18 protein-coding genes and 3 tRNA genes are annotated in these 15,931 nt (G+C 28.9%); 1 reads left to right on the forward strand and 20 read right to left on the reverse strand.

Annotation, left to right across the window (positions count from 1 at the left end; genetic code table 11):
- The 4 genes from H9660_RS11575 to H9660_RS11590 all read right to left on the reverse strand — a co-directional run bounded on the left by H9660_RS11575 (nt 1) and on the right by H9660_RS11590 (nt 949).
- Nucleotides 1–86, reverse strand: a tRNA-Tyr gene (locus tag H9660_RS11575).
- A gap of 6 nt (nt 87–92) precedes the next feature.
- Nucleotides 93–167, reverse strand: a tRNA-Thr gene (locus H9660_RS11580).
- Nucleotides 168–190: 23 nt separating this feature from the next.
- Nucleotides 191–276: transfer RNA gene (locus tag H9660_RS11585), tRNA-Tyr, on the reverse strand.
- A gap of 229 nt (nt 277–505) precedes the next feature.
- A complete protein-coding gene (locus H9660_RS11590) occupies nt 506–949 on the reverse strand; it encodes a hypothetical protein (protein WP_191750540.1) in 444 nt (147 codons plus the stop codon).
- 106 nt (nt 950–1,055) lie between these two features.
- Here H9660_RS11590 and yyaC point away from each other — a divergent pair, with 106 nt between their 5' ends.
- The gene (gene yyaC / locus H9660_RS11595; RefSeq protein ID WP_191750541.1) at nt 1,056–1,592 is read left to right on the forward strand and encodes a spore protease YyaC; all 537 of its coding nucleotides are present in this window, start codon (nt 1,056–1,058) and stop codon (nt 1,590–1,592) included.
- A gap of 51 nt (nt 1,593–1,643) precedes the next feature.
- Here the strand turns inward: yyaC and mreB are convergent, their stop codons facing one another.
- From mreB to H9660_RS11675, 16 genes are all read right to left on the reverse strand, one after another.
- A complete protein-coding gene (gene mreB / locus H9660_RS11600) occupies nt 1,644–2,681 on the reverse strand; it encodes a rod shape-determining protein MreB (RefSeq protein WP_191750542.1) in 1,038 nt (345 codons plus the stop codon).
- Between the two features lie 139 nt (nt 2,682–2,820).
- On the reverse strand, nt 2,821–3,072 hold the full coding sequence (spoIIID, locus tag H9660_RS11605; RefSeq protein WP_191750543.1) for a sporulation transcriptional regulator SpoIIID: 252 nt from the start codon (nt 3,070–3,072) through the stop codon (nt 2,821–2,823).
- Nucleotides 3,073–3,150: 78 nt separating this feature from the next.
- Complete coding sequence (locus tag H9660_RS11610) at nt 3,151–3,873, reverse strand: M23 family metallopeptidase (RefSeq protein WP_191750544.1); 723 nt, start codon at nt 3,871–3,873, stop codon at nt 3,151–3,153.
- A 268-nt stretch (nt 3,874–4,141) separates the two neighbouring features.
- Nucleotides 4,142–5,164 (reverse strand): stage II sporulation protein D, encoded by a 1,023-nt coding sequence (spoIID, locus tag H9660_RS11615; protein WP_341479593.1) that lies wholly within the window; start codon nt 5,162–5,164, stop codon nt 4,142–4,144.
- 268 nt (nt 5,165–5,432) lie between these two features.
- Nucleotides 5,433–6,692 (reverse strand): UDP-N-acetylglucosamine 1-carboxyvinyltransferase, encoded by a 1,260-nt coding sequence (gene murA, locus H9660_RS11620; RefSeq protein ID WP_191750545.1) that lies wholly within the window; start codon nt 6,690–6,692, stop codon nt 5,433–5,435.
- A gap of 21 nt (nt 6,693–6,713) precedes the next feature.
- A complete protein-coding gene (locus tag H9660_RS11625; RefSeq protein ID WP_191750546.1) occupies nt 6,714–7,361 on the reverse strand; it encodes a hypothetical protein in 648 nt (215 codons plus the stop codon).
- 206 nt (nt 7,362–7,567) lie between these two features.
- Complete coding sequence (locus tag H9660_RS11630; protein WP_191750547.1) at nt 7,568–7,975, reverse strand: ATP synthase delta/epsilon chain alpha-helix domain-containing protein; 408 nt, start codon at nt 7,973–7,975, stop codon at nt 7,568–7,570.
- A gap of 11 nt (nt 7,976–7,986) precedes the next feature.
- Entirely contained in the window at nt 7,987–9,378 is a 1,392-nt protein-coding gene (gene atpD, locus H9660_RS11635; RefSeq protein WP_191750548.1) for a F0F1 ATP synthase subunit beta, read from the reverse strand.
- Nucleotides 9,379–9,393: 15 nt separating this feature from the next.
- A complete protein-coding gene (gene atpG / locus H9660_RS11640) occupies nt 9,394–10,245 on the reverse strand; it encodes an ATP synthase F1 subunit gamma (RefSeq protein ID WP_191750549.1) in 852 nt (283 codons plus the stop codon).
- Nucleotides 10,246–10,281: 36 nt separating this feature from the next.
- A complete protein-coding gene (atpA, locus tag H9660_RS11645) occupies nt 10,282–11,796 on the reverse strand; it encodes a F0F1 ATP synthase subunit alpha (protein ID WP_191750550.1) in 1,515 nt (504 codons plus the stop codon).
- Nucleotides 11,797–11,806: 10 nt separating this feature from the next.
- Nucleotides 11,807–12,346, reverse strand: a complete 540-nt coding sequence (locus H9660_RS11650) for a F0F1 ATP synthase subunit delta (protein ID WP_191750551.1) — start codon at nt 12,344–12,346, stop codon at nt 11,807–11,809.
- The gene (locus H9660_RS11655) at nt 12,346–12,828 is read right to left on the reverse strand and encodes a F0F1 ATP synthase subunit B (RefSeq protein WP_191750568.1); all 483 of its coding nucleotides are present in this window, start codon (nt 12,826–12,828) and stop codon (nt 12,346–12,348) included. The genes H9660_RS11650 and H9660_RS11655 overlap by 1 nt, the downstream gene beginning before the upstream one ends.
- 38 nt (nt 12,829–12,866) lie before the next feature.
- Entirely contained in the window at nt 12,867–13,097 is a 231-nt protein-coding gene (atpE, locus tag H9660_RS11660; protein WP_008676605.1) for an ATP synthase F0 subunit C, read from the reverse strand.
- 76 nt (nt 13,098–13,173) lie between these two features.
- The gene (locus tag H9660_RS11665) at nt 13,174–13,872 is read right to left on the reverse strand and encodes a F0F1 ATP synthase subunit A (protein WP_191750552.1); all 699 of its coding nucleotides are present in this window, start codon (nt 13,870–13,872) and stop codon (nt 13,174–13,176) included.
- Entirely contained in the window at nt 13,873–14,235 is a 363-nt protein-coding gene (locus H9660_RS11670; protein ID WP_191750553.1) for an ATP synthase subunit I, read from the reverse strand.
- 484 nt (nt 14,236–14,719) lie between these two features.
- The gene (locus H9660_RS11675; RefSeq protein WP_191750554.1) at nt 14,720–15,898 is read right to left on the reverse strand and encodes an acetyl-CoA C-acetyltransferase; all 1,179 of its coding nucleotides are present in this window, start codon (nt 15,896–15,898) and stop codon (nt 14,720–14,722) included.
- Between the last annotated feature and the right edge of the window lie 33 nt (nt 15,899–15,931).

Below are 15,931 nucleotides of genomic sequence, written 5' to 3' on the forward strand. Positions count from 1 at the left end.
TGGTGGGGGAGGACGGATTCGAACCATCGAAACGATAACGTAACAGATTTACAGTCTGCCCCCTTTGGCCACTCGGGAACTCCCCCTTATTATGGAGCTGGCAATAGGAATCGAACCTACAACCTGCTGATTACAAGTCAGCTGCTCTACCGTTGAGCCATGCCAGCATATTAATCAAATAAACTTTAAATGGTGGGGGAGGACGGATTCGAACCATCGAAACGATAACGTAACAGATTTACAGTCTGCCCCCTTTGGCCACTCGGGAACTCCCCCATGTATAAAATTTATTTAATTCAACTTTATTTAATTTCAGTTAAGTAACTTCGTCGCTCTCAACTGACAATGACTAGTATATATTTATTATATCTGAATTTCAAGTGTTATATATCTTCATTTAAAGAGATTATCTTTATATTTTTCTCCTTTTCTTTTATTTACTCTTATTTAATATTAATATCTTTTAATTTAAAATTTATTTTATTTTTTATTTCTTATTTAAAACTCATTGAATAATTGTTGAATCCACCTTATTTCCAATGATATTTTTAAACACTTCATAATCAGAATATGAAAGACGTCTTCTAATTAATTCAATACCTAACTTTACATTTTCTTTATTATCTTTATCCACAAAATAATTATTAACTTTTATTAAATCACTTACAGATAATTTCTTTAAAATTACATTTATACTATCTTTTCTATTACCCTCTAAATTTTCAAGAAAACTATTTGAATTATTGTTTAATTTTAATAAAAGTTTTTCTTCTTTATTATTTATAACTTGATTTTCTTTACTTTCTTCACTTGAATTATTAATACTAACATCAGATACATTTTCACTTAAAGCTTCTTCAGATTTTAGTGGCTCCCAAATTAATAAAAAATATACTGGAATACTTATTCCTAATAATATAGCTAGTAAATAAACTGAAATTTTTCTCATATACCTCACTCCTTTATTTAATTAATCTCCTCTTAATGTTTTTTTATACATTTAATTATATTTTATTTTTTATTGCATATATTTGTATAACTGAGGAGGTGAAGCTTTGAAGCATAAGATACATTATAATGATTATAATTCATATTATAATATAGCAACTAAGTTAGAGGAATATATTGAAGAAGATACTATAATAATTTGTATTGGAACAGATAAATGCATTGGAGATTGTTTAGGTCCGCTTGTTGGAACTATCCTATTAGAAAGCAATTTTGATCTTCCTGTTTATGGAACTCTTGAATCTCCTATTCATGCTTTAAATATTAAAGAAAAATTAAGCTATATCACTAAACTTCATCCAAACTCAAAAATTATAGGTGTAGATGCTTGTTTAGGAGAAAATGACTCTATTGGGGAAATACATATTAGAGATTATCCAGTTCATCCAGGAAAGGGAGTCGGTAAAATCCTACCTGAGGTAGGTGATGCTTCAATTATAGGTGTTGTCGATTCAAGTGATGCTTCTATATTTTTTACCAATAGAAGTATTAGGTTATATTTAATTATGGAAATGGCTAAAACAATATCTAAATCTATTATCCTCGCATATAATTCAATAATTGAAAAAAAATCTAAAAGCTAACAAAAAAGGAGCTATATGCTCCTTAATAACCTATATAAATTATGTAGAAATTTATTCTTCAATTAAAGTAATTTCATTATCTACTAAATTTGGCTCTAATTTATTTAAATATCCTAAAACCTTTCCTGTTCCTTCCGCAACTGCCTCAATAGAATTACTTGCAATCTCAACATTAACACCAGTTTCATGCTCTATTAACTTGTCTAAACCGTGCAGTAAAGAACCTCCACCAGTCATTAAAATTCCTTTTTCTATTATATCAGCTGCTAGTTCAGGTGGTGTTTTTTCCAATACTGATTTAACACTTTCAACAATTAATGTTACAGATTCTCTTAATGCACTATTTACTTCATCAGAAGTAACAGAAATTTCATCTGGTAAACCAGTTATTAAATTTCTTCCTTTCATACTTGCAGTTAAATTTCTAGAACCCTTAAATGCTGATCCTATGCTAATTTTTATTTCTTCTGCTGTTTTCTCACCTATCATTATTTTATAATTATTTCTAACATATTTAATTATAGCATCATCAAATGTATCTCCAGCAACTTTAATAGATGATCTTACAACAATTCCGCCTAATGATATTACAGCTACATCTGTAGTTCCTCCACCAATATCTATGATCATAGATCCGTTTGGTTTAGTTATATCTACTCCTGCACCTATAGCTGCTGCTAAAGGTTCTTCTATTAGATGTACTTTTTTAGCTCCAGAATTTCTTGTAGCATCAATTACCGCTCTTTTTTCTACTTCTGTTGCTTGTGAAGGTACACAAACCATTATATTAGGAGCTGTTATCTTACTTTTTCCATAAGCTTTTTTTATAAATGCTTTTAACATTTTTTCAGTTACATCATAATCTGATATAACCCCATCTCTTAAAGGTCTCACTGCTACTATATTGCCTGGAGTTCTTCCAATCATTTTTCTTGCTTCTTCTCCTACAGCAAGTACCTTATTCGTATTCTTATTTATTGCTACAACAGAAGGTTCTTTAAGTATAACCCCTTTACCTTCAGCATAAACTAAAACTGTAGCAGTACCTAAATCAATCCCTAAATCTCCCCTACTTTTAAAAAACCACATTCCTTATTCACTCCTAATCAAATCTATATAATTTCATAAAACAATTTCTTTTTACAATATTTGCCCTATTTCTTATTATATATGGAATATGATTAACCTTCAATATTTTTGTATTTATTTTAACCTTTAATATTTATTATTAATCAGCAGCCTTATATTTCATTTTAGTGGCTTTTCCACCTCTAATATGTCTTTCTGCTTTATTTAATTCTAATATTAAATGTGTTTCTTTCGCGATTGTGGGATTTATTTTAGGTAATCTTTCTGTCATATCTTTATGAATTGTACTTTTACTTACACCAAATACTTTTGCTGTTTTTCTAATCGTATCTTTTGATTCTATTATATACTTTGCAACTTCTAAAACTCTTTCTTCTATATAATCCTTCAAAAATATTACCTCCTCTTTATCGAATTTATTTTTGGGGCTATCGCACAGATAGTTTTTTATTGTGCGACAGCCTCATGATTAATCTTCTTTAAATGTAAAATATGCTGTTGGATCTAAGTCTTTACCACTTGCATCTTGTACTTCAATACTTACATGTTCTCCAAATTGATCATTTGTAAATATCATCGAACTATTTCCAACAGTTCCAATAACAGTTTCCTCAGTAACTCTATCGCCTACATTTACTCTTATATCATTTGATAGATTAGTATATTTTGTATATAACCCATTAGCATGAGCAATAACTACATAATTTCCCTCTTCTACCTTACTTGAAACTTCCTTTACTTCTCCTACTGCTGCAGCATTAATTTCACTTCCAATTGCTGCACTAATATCAATTCCTCTAATATTTCTACTAGTTCCATCAGACATTAATTGAGGCTTTGGATATGTATATCCTCTTGAAATCACCCCATTAATAGGATTTGAAAATATTACTTCAGTATTAGTTCCTGATGAAACATTAAGATCACTTTCTTCTTCTTCTGCTTCCACTAATTCATTTGTAATATCTTCCTCTACTCTTTCAGCATTTTGTTTTTTAGCCTCTGAAGTTTCTTGCTCATCAATGTTTAAAGTAAATTCATTTTGTGCTGTATTGTTTTCTTCTAACGAATTATTTTTCTTAGTAGTAACAATAGCAACAGTCGCAATTACGCATAAACAAAGGAATAATGCTAGATAAAATCCATCCTTTCTAAAGAAGTCTTTTACCTTATCTTTTTTATTTAAATTCATGTTAACACCTCCTTTTTGTATTCTTGCCCTTTGTAGTAAATTAATACAACTTACATTTGATTTATTTTCATCAAATTTCTACATTTACCAACAATATACTTATGTATTTAAATCATGAAATTCTATTCATATAAGAAATAGTTTTATACTTTATATGCATTAAAAAAGAGCATAAAAATTATTAATAATTTTCACACTCTAAAAATTAAAATTACAAATAATTTATTGGTTATTCCTATACAATAAATTATTCCCATTTTTTTATATTTTATTCTTTAAACTCTATTGCTTTTAACTCCGTTCCTTTATAATAATGCTTTAATATTTCTTCATAATTTGAGCCATTATTTGCCATAACATTGGCGCCCCACTGACTCATACCAACACCATGCCCATACCCCTTACATTTAAAAACTATATTTTCACTATCTATACTATATTCAAAATTAGTAGAACTTAATCCAAAAGCTAATCTAAAATCAGCCCCCTTGATTCTTGTATTACCAAACCTTATTTCTTTTATTCCACCAGCATCACTTCTACTTATTATCTCTATATTTCCACTTAAATTATCTGCAGTTAATTGAGCTTCTGGATATTTATTATTTATCTTACTAACAAATTCATTTATGTTAAAAGAAAATTCTGATTCATATTTTGGTGCTATTTCTTCTCCTTTACTTTCTGTAGATACTAAATATGGCACATCATTTGAAAATACATCTACTGCATTTTCTGTCATTCCAGAACTTGTAGAGAAATACTGTGGATATAATACTAATTCATTATTGTAAGTTAAAACCTTGTCCTTTGTTTCCTCAACAGCTTTTGAAATTTTATTCCAATATTCCTCACCTTTATCTCCCCATTTTTCTAATCTCTCAGATTTACTTATATAAACTTGACAATGTGTTGTATCACAAACATCAGCACCATTTGCAATATCACAAGGCTTTGATCTTTTTGATATTATATATGTTCTTGCAGCTACAGCTTGTGCTTTTAAAGCTTCTTCACTAAAACTAACAAGCATTTCCCCTGAAACAACGGACTTAACATACTCTTCTAATGAAATTTCTTCTATTCTCTCTTCTTTAGTTATATATACCTTTATTTTATCATTTCCCTTTATTGATATTAATTTATTATCTTCATCTACACTCAGCAAATTATTATCTTCATCCGTACTTGCTTTTGTTGGTGTAGATTTAATAATAAACATAGGTGATATTATCATTAATAATAGTATTAAAATACTAAAAAATAAATTAGATACAATTTCTTTCTTCACAATATAACCCCCTTCTAATTAATACATTTAAATATATGTTTAAAATCATTAGATATACTTTAATTTTTAATTTTTATGTTAAGGAAATTATTAAGCCGCTAATTCTTACACTACGAATTTTACTACTCTTATAAAATTATCTACAATTTGTCTATAAATATAATTTCCTAAAGAATAAAAAATAAGAATAAATAGTATCTTACTTGGTTGCTTTTAAGTAACCCTAAGATATTATTTATCCTTTTATAAAATATAAGTTAAAATAATATTATTTATCAACTCTATATATATTTGCTCCTAAGCCTCTAAACTTTTCTTCTATATTAACATAGCCTCTATCTATATGATATATATCACTTATTTCTGTTCTTCCTTGAGCTACTAACCCTGAAAGTATCATAGCTGCACCAGCTCTTAAATCTGTAGCTTTTACATCGCATCCAGTTAAAGAATTGACCCCTTCTATTATTGCAGTTCTACCATCTATTTTAATATTAGCACCCATTCTAACTAACTCTGCTACATGCATAAATCTATTTTCAAATACTGTTTCTGTTATTATACTTGAGCCTTTTGTAACTGAAAGTAATGCCATCATTTGTGGTTGCATATCAGTAGGAAAGCCTGGATAAGGTAATGTCTTAATATCTACTGGTGATTTTAATTTAGTTCCATCTACAGTAATTATATCTTTACCTCTAATCTCAAACTTAACACCACATTCCTTTAATTTTTCTATAGTGGGCCTTAAATGCTCTTCATTTGCTCCATTTATTGTTATTTTACTATTTGTTATTGCCGCAGCAACCATGAATGTGCCTGCTTCAACTCTATCATATATAGGTTTATAGCTTATTCCTTTTAAGGAGTCAACTCCCTCTATAGTTATTTTACCTACACCTGCACCTTGAATTTTAGCTCCCATTGAATTTAAAAAATTAGCTAGATCCCATATTTCTGGTTCCTCTGCTGCATTTTCAATAATAGTTGTACCTTCTGCTAAAACAGCTGCCATTAAAATATTTTCAGTTGCACCTACAGATGGAAAATCTAAATATATTCTATTTCCTTTTAACCTTTTTGCCTTTGCTTCTACATACCCATGTTCAGTTTCTATTTCAGCACCTAGTAACTTAAAACCTTTTAAGTGTAAATCAATTGGTCTACTTCCTATATTACAGCCTCCAGGCATAGATATTCTACACCTACCAAATCTTGATAACATAGGCCCCATAATTAAAAATGATGCCCTCATCTTTCTTATTAATTCACTATTTAAATTTATTTCATTTAAGCTAGATGTATTTATTTCAAGATTACCTTCTCCAATATTTTCAATTTTGCAATTCATACTTTTTAATAAATCAGTTAATACTATTACATCTTCTAACATAGGTGCATTTTCTATAACTATATTATTGGGATTTAAAATGCTTGCAACTATTATAGGTAAAACAGAATTTTTAGCTAAACTAACATTCACTTCACCCTTTAGTTTATTACCACCTTCAACTATGATTTTTTCCATATTATCCTCCATTATAAATTGTTAGTATGTTACGAATATCACTGGTGTTCCTAGAATTAAATATTCTTCTTTATCATAATTCATTAAGGAGAAATTAAATTTATTTCCATTTATTAATTCTCCTTTTCCTATAATTCCATTGACTATATTTAATTCCTCTAGAGTTTCTTTATTTACATTATTCTTTAGTGCATCTAAAAGATTCTGTTTTTTATCTTCTATTATTTTTACCTTAACAAAATTAAAATATTTTATATTTTTACCTTGAAAATTTTGTATTTGTTCTAATTCATTTTTTATATGATTAGTTGTATATTTATTACTACTATTTATATAGCTAATTTGCACCTTGGTACCTTTATCTTCCTTCCATGCTAGTACATTAATTTCTCTAAATTCATCTTTAAAGAAAATTATATTATCAGTAATCTTAATTTCATCTTTAAGTAATTCTTCTAAATTATTTTTAATTATAAGTATCTCAGTTTCTAAATTATTTTTTGAATTATATTCTACCCTAACCCCATTTTCTATAAAATCTCCAGTATTAATCATTTTATTCTCTAAAAAATAAAAATTATCTGAATTAACTTCAGATTTTACTGGTGTTATTCCAATAATTAAAGAAAAAAAGGCTATTATAGGTAATATCTTAAATATCTTTTTCATATTTACCCTACCTTTCACTTTTAATTATTGTCCATTTTCCTTATTTTATTCAAAAAATAATAGTCATATTATAATATATAAATTTAGTTGAATTTTGTGATTAATTGTCATTATCCAACTATAATCCTAGATAAGTTTATAGTTACTGATTTAATTTTTATTCTTTTAAAACAAAAAAATAAAGAAGACATATGTCCTCTTTATTTTTACTCATTCATACTTATAGTACTAATTCTAGCATTTGCTCTTGCTAATGCTCTTTTAGCTCTCTCTATATCTATGTTATTGTCTTTTTCTTTTAATCTTTTTTCAGCTCTTTCCTTTGATTTTAAAGCTCTATCCCTATCTATATCCGAACTTTTTTCTGCTGCATCACAGCAAAATTTTAATTCATTATTTTTAATATATATAATTCCAGATGAAGTAAATATACCTTGTCTTTCACTACCATTAACTATCATAGTTTTTGTTGGAATCGTACTAGTAATTATAGGGGTATGATTAGCTTTAAATTCTACCTTGCCATCTTTAGTAGATGTAATTAATGCTTCTCCTTCGAACTCCATAGGTTCTTTTCCTGAAGCCACTATAGTTATTTTAAAAGTTTTACTCATAGCTTCATCCCCTAACTTAAGGTCTTAGCTTTTTCTATAACTTCTTCTATAGTTCCTGCAAAAAGGAAAGCTGATTCTGGTAAATCATCATATTTACCATCTAATATTTCTTTAAATCCTCTTACTGTTTCTTTTACTGGTACATATCTACCTTGCATTCCTGTAAACTGTTCAGCAACTGTAAATGGTTGAGATAAGAATCTTTGAACTCTTCTTGCTCTTGCAACTACTTTCTTATCTTCATCTGATAATTCATCTACACCTAAAATTGCAATTATATCTTGTAATTCTTTATATCTTTCAAGTATATTCTTAACAGATGTAGCTATATCATAGTGTTCTTTACCTACAACTCTTGGATCTAATATTCTTGAGTTAGATTCTAGTGGATCAACTGCTGGATATATTCCAAGCTCTGCTATACTTCTTGATAAAACTGTTGTTGCATCAAGGTGAGTAAATGTTGTTGCTGGTGCTGGGTCTGTAAGGTCATCAGCTGGAACATAAACTGCTTGAACTGATGTTATAGAACCATTTTTAGTAGATGTGATTCTTTCTTGTAAAGCTCCCATTTCAGTTGCAAGAGTTGGTTGATAACCAACCGCTGATGGAATTCTTCCAAGTAAAGCAGATACTTCTGATCCAGCTTGAGTAAATCTAAATATATTATCTATAAATAGAAGTACATCTTGACCTTGATCTCTAAAGTATTCAGCCATTGTAAGTCCAGTTAATGAAACTCTCATTCTAGCTCCAGGCGATTCATTCATTTGTCCAAATACTAAAGCTGTTTTATCTATAACTCCAGATTCTTTCATTTCGTAATATAAATCATTACCTTCTCTTGATCTTTCACCTACACCTGTAAATACTGAAAGACCACCATGTTCTTTTGCTATATTATTTATAAGCTCTTGAATTAAAACTGTTTTTCCAACTCCAGCTCCACCAAATAGACCTATTTTACCACCTCTTTGATACGGTGCTAAAAGGTCAATAACCTTTATTCCAGTTTCAAACATTTCTGGTTCTAAAGATTGTTCTTTAAAACTTGGTGCAGGTCTATGAATAGGATACATTTCTTTTATATCTACATCTCCAGCATTATCTATAGGATTACCCAGAACATTAAATACTCTTCCTAGTACTTCTTTTCCTACAGGAACAGAAATACATCTTCCCATATCTATTGCCTTCATTCCTCTTTTTAAACCTTCAGTTGATTCCATTGCTATAGTTCTAACTATATCATCACCAACGTGTTGTTCAACTTCAACTACTAGGACTTTCTCTCCCATATCTATTCTAATTTCATTATAGATATTAGGTAAAGAATCTGTATCAAACTTTATATCTACTACAGGTCCAATTACTTGAACTACTTTTCCCACTCTTTCAGGCACAGTAATCCCTCCTTACTATTTTTGAGCCTCTGCCCCACCTACAATTTCAGATATTTCTTGAGTTATCATTCCTTGTCTTATTCGATTATACTTAAGATTTAAACCTTGTAGGATATCATTGGCATTTTGAGTTGCTCCATCCATTGCAGTCATTCTAGCATTTTGCTCACTAACTTTTGAATGTAACATAGCTCTTCTTATTTTACATTTAAAATATATATCTAAACTTGAATTTAAAACTTCTTCTAAATTAGGTTCTATTAAAAATTGCTCTAATTTATCTCTTTTTATTTCTAATGGAAATAATCTTTCTATTCTAACTTCTTGCTTAATTGGAGATTTAAATTCTGTAAATACAATATTAACCTCTCCAACTTCTTTATTATTAAACATAAATAACGCATCGTCATATATAGATCTAACTTCTTTAATAGTAGGGATATCTGGAATTTCTACATACTCTTTAATAGTATCAAATCCGTATTTTCTCATATAGGAAATTCCTTTAGCTCCTACAACTACTATTCTAGCTGAGCTTTTATCCTTAATTAAATCATTTAAGCTGCTAGCTACATTTCCATTAAAGCCTCCACAAAGGCCTGTATCTGAAGCCATAACAATATATAGCTTATCTAAATCATTAGAATTTGTGTTAAAGAAGGAACTTTCATAACTTTCTGGTAATGCTGACATTAAATTAAAAACTATTTCTTCACTTAACTTATAATATTCCTCATTATCATTTAGTTCTTTCCTTGCTTTTCTAAGTTTAGAAGTGGCTACAAGATTCATAGCTTTTGTTATTTTTCTTGTACTTTCAACCGACTTTATTCTTCTCTTAATATCTATAAGTCCTGCTGCTCCCAAGTTTCCACCTCCTAAAGAATTGCATAGCTTTTTAAGCTATGCATCTTGTAAGAATATTTTCTTAAACTCTACAATAGAATTTTCTAATTCTGATTTTATTTCATCAGTTAAAGTCTTAACTTCAGTTATCTTTCTTAATAAATCTCTATTATGAGTATCCATATATTCTAAAAGTTCACTTTCAAATCTTCTAATATCATTAACTTTAATATCTGATAAGAAATCATTAACTATAGCATAAAGAATAACTATTTGTTTTTCTACATCCATAGGTGAATATTGATCTTGTTTTAAAACTTCTACTAATCTCTTACCTTTTTCAAGTCTCTTCTTAGAATCTTTATCTAAATCAGATCCAAATTGTGCAAAAGATTCAAGCTCTCTATATTGAGCTAATTCTAATCTTAAAGTACCAGAAACTTGTTTCATTGCTTTAATTTGAGCATTTCCACCAACTCTTGATACAGATATACCGGCATTTACTGCTGGTCTTTGTCCTGAATGGAATAAATCTGATTCTAGGAATATTTGTCCATCTGTAATCGAAATAACATTTGTTGGAATATATGCAGTTACATCTCCAGCTAATGTTTCAATTATTGGTAAGGCAGTTAATGATCCTCCACCATTTTCTTTAGATAACTTTGCAGCTCTTTCTAAAAGTCTTGAATGGATATAGAATACATCTCCTGGATATGCTTCTCTACCTGGTGGTCTTCTAAGTAGTAATGACATTGTTCTATAAGCTACTGCATGCTTAGAAAGATCATCATATATTATTAATACATCTTTTCCCTTGTGCATGAAATATTCACCCATACTACATCCAGCATATGGAGCTAAATATTGAAGCGGTGCTGATTCTGAAGCTGTACCACCTACTATTATTGAATAGTCTAATGCTCCAAATTCTTCTAATGTATTAACTATATTTGCAACAGTTGATTGCTTTTGTCCAATTGCAACGTATATACAAATTACATCCTTGCCCTTTTGATTTAATATTGTATCTACTGCAATAGCAGTTTTTCCAGTTTGTCTGTCTCCAATTATAAGTTCTCTTTGACCTTTTCCTATTGGTATCATAGAATCTATAGCCTTTATACCAGTTTGTAAAGGTTCATTTACAGAGCTTCTATCTATAATACTTGGAGCTGGAACTTCTATAGGTCTATATCCTGCATTATTAATAGGGCCTTTTCCATCTATAGGTTCTCCTAGAGGGTTAACTACTCTTCCTAGTAACTCTTCTCCAACAGGAACTTCAACTATTTTATTAGTTCTTTTTACTATATCGCCTTCTCTAATGCCTTCTTCTGATCCTAAAAGAACGCAACCTACATTATCTTGTTCTAAATTTAGGGCCATTCCAAAAACATTATTAGGGAATTCTAATAATTCACCTTCCATACAATCATCTAATCCATAAACTCTAGCTATACCATCACCAATTTGAATTATAGTTCCTGAGTCTACAGTTTTAATTTCTTTTTCATATCTTTCGATTTCTTTTTTAATTATGGAAGTTATTTCTTCAGGCTTAATATTCATACCTTCACCTCTATTCTGTCTTAAGCATCAATTCTTTTAGTTCTTCTAACTTAGATTTGACTGTTCCATCTATAACATCGTTATTAACTCTTACGTAAATACCACCTAGTATACTTTCGTCAATAATTTGTTCCAATATAATATTTTTATTATATTTTTTTTCTAATGTTGATATTAGTTTTTCAAACTCTTCTTTACTTAAAGGAACTGTTGTTTTTACAATACCATTTAGAGTATTTTTTCTCTCTAAATCTATTTTTTCCATTTCCTCTAGCTTTTCTCTTAAGTATAGTATTCTATCCTTTTCTATAAGAATTAATAGAAATGATAATAATTCTTCATCAATATGACCTTTAAAAATATTAATAAAAGTTCTTTTCTTCTTTTTAGTACTAATTTGAGGGTGTTTAATTACTTCGTAGAATTCTTTATTTGTATCTATTAGATTACAGATTTCTCTTAAATCTTGTAGATATTGTTGAACTTTCCCTTTTTCTTCTGCCACTTCATATAAAGCCAGTGCATATCTACGGTCTAAATATTCATACATTATGAATTACCTACCTTAGTTATAAAGTCTCCAATTAACTCTCTATTTTTTTCTTCGTCTATATTCTTCTCTATAACCTTCTTAGAAAGTTCAATGGCTAAATCAATAGCTTCTTTCTTTAATTGATATTCTACTTTTTCTTTTTCTCTATTTATTTCAACTTTTGCTCTTTCAATTATTACTTTAGACTCTTTATTAGCTTCTTCTATGATTTCATCATATATCTTTTCAGCTTTTTGCTTATGTCTTTCTGTAATTAACTTCCCTTCTTCTCTAGCATTTTTTAGTATTCTTTCATTTTCTATAGCCAGCATTCTTGCTTTTTCTGCTTCTTCTTCAGCATTATCTAATTGTTCATTAATAAGGTTTTCTCTTTCATCAATAATTGCCTTAACTTTTTCAAAAAAGAAATGCTTTAGAATAGCTAAAAGAATAATAAAGTTAATTATAGTGGCTATAAGGGTACTAGGGTTTACTTCCATTAACATAACTATTGCCTCCCTTCTGGAGCCCTAAGACACTATTTTACTCCAACGAATATTAAAAGAATTGATACTAATAAACCGTAAATTGCTGTTGCTTCTGCGAAAGCTGATCCAAGCATTAAAGCTGTAGTTATTTTACCACTTGCCTCTGGTTGTCTTGATATACCTTCTACCGCCTTAGCTGTAGCATTTCCTATACCTATTGCTGCTCCTATTCCTACTAATACAGCTATTGCTGCTCCTAATGCTCTCATTGATATTTCCATAATAAAAATCCTCCTTTAATAAAAGTATAATTTAATAATTTTTTAATTTATAATTTAATAAAAATATTTAACTAAATTAATGTTCTGAATGCGTTGAATGTTCTGCTACCATTTTAATATTTATCATAGTTAGCATTATAAATATTATTGTTTGAATACCACCATCAAAAATATCAAAATATGCATGTAATGGTACCGGTATTGCTAAATTTGCTATAAATCCTATATGTCCTAAAGCTTCATAACACAACTCTACTAAAAAAGTTGCTGCAAGTATATTACCAAATAATCTAAGTGCTAATGATACTGGAAGCATTATTCTTTCTAATATATTTATAGGTGTTATTATAGCAAGTGGTAACGTATATCCCACAAAATAACTTTTTAATCCATATTTTTTTATTGTATAATATTGAACCATGTAAAAAGTTATTAAAGCTAAAGCTACTGTTACACTAAAGCTCTTTGTTGGTACTGGTAATCCTATAAGTCCTGTTAAATTCATAAATAGCAAGAATACAGCCAAGGTTCCTATAAATGGGATTATGTCCAAAAACTCTTCTCCCATATTATCTATTACTACCTTTTTTAATGTAGTATATATAGATTCTACGACTACTTGCTTTTTATTAGGTCTAAGTTTCATTCCTCTTGTTGCCCATATTGCAAGAATTGCTACTAAAACAATAGTTATCCATTGCATTACTACTTCTGGAACTATATCTAATTTTAGAGGGCCAATGTAAAACGACCATATTGGTTCTAGTGGTTCCACTTAATCACTTCCTTTCCCTTTTTTCATCCAATAAAATACAACAAATACAAAATGAGATACATATCCCAAAATATACGATAAAAGTTGTATTAAATTATTAAAAAATGGCAATGCTATTAAAATAATAATAAATATTCTAACTAAATAACTAATAGCTAATAACATATTTTTTTCATTTTTTAATGCATATTCAATAATTAATCCATTAGCAATAGTATTAATTAATGAAACTATTAAGCCTAGAAAGAATATTAACGCCACTTTTAAATTAAAGAATATAGATAATATAAGTACAAAAATGAATCCTGCAATTAAATCATATTTTATCATCTTAGAAATAATCTTATTCATTTCTCTACTCATTTTATCCTCACTCCTAACTAACTCTTGTTATTATAGTCCTCTAAAAAAATTAATGAAAATCTTAAATATCCTTGTTTTATAGATTATTACTTAATTTAAATTGATTAAACGAGTTTATTTCACTTTTACTTAAGTAAATTCATTATATTTCATTTTATCTCAAAATATAGCTTAATGAAGCCATTATTATTCATTTTTCAGAAAATTTATTTTCTGACAACATTTTCAATTCTCATATTGATAACATTTTCAACTGTCTTTTTAATAATTTTTTTTGCATTTTTATACTATATAAATTTAAATGATTATTAGAAAAATGAATAATCTCAATAATATTTATTCATATATATTTTTAAAAATATATATATGATTTTATTATAATTGTCATAAACTTTATTTATATATAGTATTATTATCTAAAATACTATTTATAATTCAAATAATTTTAAAGCCCTCGAATAATCGAGGGCTTAGCTTTTAAATATTATCTTTCTACTATAAGTGCTGTTCCCATTCCTCCACCTATGCATAAAGTTGCTAAACCTTTTTTAGCATCTCTTTTTTGCATTTCATGAATTAATGTAACTAGTATTCTTGCACCTGATGCTCCAACTGGATGTCCTAATGCAATTGCACCACCATTTACATTTACTTTACTCATATCAAATTTTAAATCTTTTGCAACAGCTAAACTTTGCGCTGCAAAAGCTTCATTTGCTTCTATTAAATCTAAATCTTCTATCTTTAAATTAGCTACTTCTAAAGCTTTTTTAGTGGCATGGAATGGACCATATCCCATTATTGAAGGATCTAATCCTTTTTGTCCATATGATACTATCTTCGCTAGAGGAGTAATTCCTAATTCTTCAGCCTTTTCAGCACTCATAACTACAAAAGCTGCTGCTCCATCATTTATTCCTGAAGCATTTCCTGCTGTTACTGTACCATCTTTTACAAAAGCAGCCTTTAATTTTGCTAATCCTTCTATAGTTGAACCTAATCTTGGGAATTCATCTGTATCAAATACTTTTGGTTCCCCTTTTCTTTGATGTATTAATACTGGAACTATTTCCTCTTTAAATTTACCAGCCTTAATAGCGGCTTCTGCTTTTAACTGAGAATTTAAAGCAAATTCATCTTGTTCTTCTCTAGTTAAATTCCATTCTGTAGCTATGTTTTCTGCTGTAACTCCCATATGATAATTATTAAAAGCATCCCATAAAGCATCATTGATCATAGAATCAACCATTTTTCCATCGCCCATTCTTTGACCCCATCTTGCAGTTTTTAATAAGTATGGTGCTTGAGACATATTTTCTGTTCCACCAGCTACTATAATGTCAGCATCACCAGCTTTTATTATTTGAGCTGCTAATGAAACGGTTCTAAGTCCAGAGCCACAAACTTTATTCACTGTCATAGCTGGAACCTCTACAGGTAAACCCGCCTTTATAGTAGCTTGTCTTGCTATATTTTGACCAAGTCCCGCTTGAATAACATTACCCATTATTACTTCTTCAACTAATTCACCCTTAACTCCAGCTCTATTTAAAGCTTCCTTTATAACTAATGCACCTAAATCAGCTGCTGATACATCCTTTAATGATCCACCAAATGCACCAATTGGAGTTCTTACAGCACTTGCAATTACAACTTCTCTCATAATTCACTTCTCCTTTTTAGCCTTAATAATTTT

Origin of the sequence: Clostridium gallinarum, assembly GCF_014836325.1 — a bacterium.
Classification (GTDB): Bacteria; Bacillota; Clostridia; order Clostridiales; family Clostridiaceae; genus Clostridium; species Clostridium gallinarum.

Bases quoted from the DNA above. Each gene is read 5' to 3' on its own strand.
- H9660_RS11590 (WP_191750540.1), bottom strand. From the start codon at position 949: ATGAGAAAAATTTCAGTTTATTTACTAGCTATATTATTAGGAATAAGT.
- mreB (WP_191750542.1), bottom strand. From the start codon at position 2,681: ATGTGGTTTTTTAAAAGTAGGGGAGATTTAGGGATTGATTTAGGTACT.
- H9660_RS11610 (WP_191750544.1), bottom strand. From the start codon at position 3,873: ATGAATTTAAATAAAAAAGATAAGGTAAAAGACTTCTTTAGAAAGGAT.
- murA (WP_191750545.1), bottom strand. From the start codon at position 6,692: ATGGAAAAAATCATAGTTGAAGGTGGTAATAAACTAAAGGGTGAAGTG.
- H9660_RS11625 (WP_191750546.1), bottom strand. From the start codon at position 7,361: ATGAAAAAGATATTTAAGATATTACCTATAATAGCCTTTTTTTCTTTA.
- H9660_RS11630 (WP_191750547.1), bottom strand. From the start codon at position 7,975: ATGAGTAAAACTTTTAAAATAACTATAGTGGCTTCAGGAAAAGAACCT.
- atpA (WP_191750550.1), bottom strand. From the start codon at position 11,796: ATGAATATTAAGCCTGAAGAAATAACTTCCATAATTAAAAAAGAAATC.
- H9660_RS11650 (WP_191750551.1), bottom strand. From the start codon at position 12,346: ATGTATGAATATTTAGACCGTAGATATGCACTGGCTTTATATGAAGTG.
- H9660_RS11655 (WP_191750568.1), bottom strand. From the start codon at position 12,828: ATGGAAGTAAACCCTAGTACCCTTATAGCCACTATAATTAACTTTATT.
- atpE (WP_008676605.1), bottom strand. From the start codon at position 13,097: ATGGAAATATCAATGAGAGCATTAGGAGCAGCAATAGCTGTATTAGTA.
- H9660_RS11670 (WP_191750553.1), bottom strand. From the start codon at position 14,235: ATGAGTAGAGAAATGAATAAGATTATTTCTAAGATGATAAAATATGAT.
- H9660_RS11675 (WP_191750554.1), bottom strand. From the start codon at position 15,898: ATGAGAGAAGTTGTAATTGCAAGTGCTGTAAGAACTCCAATTGGTGCA.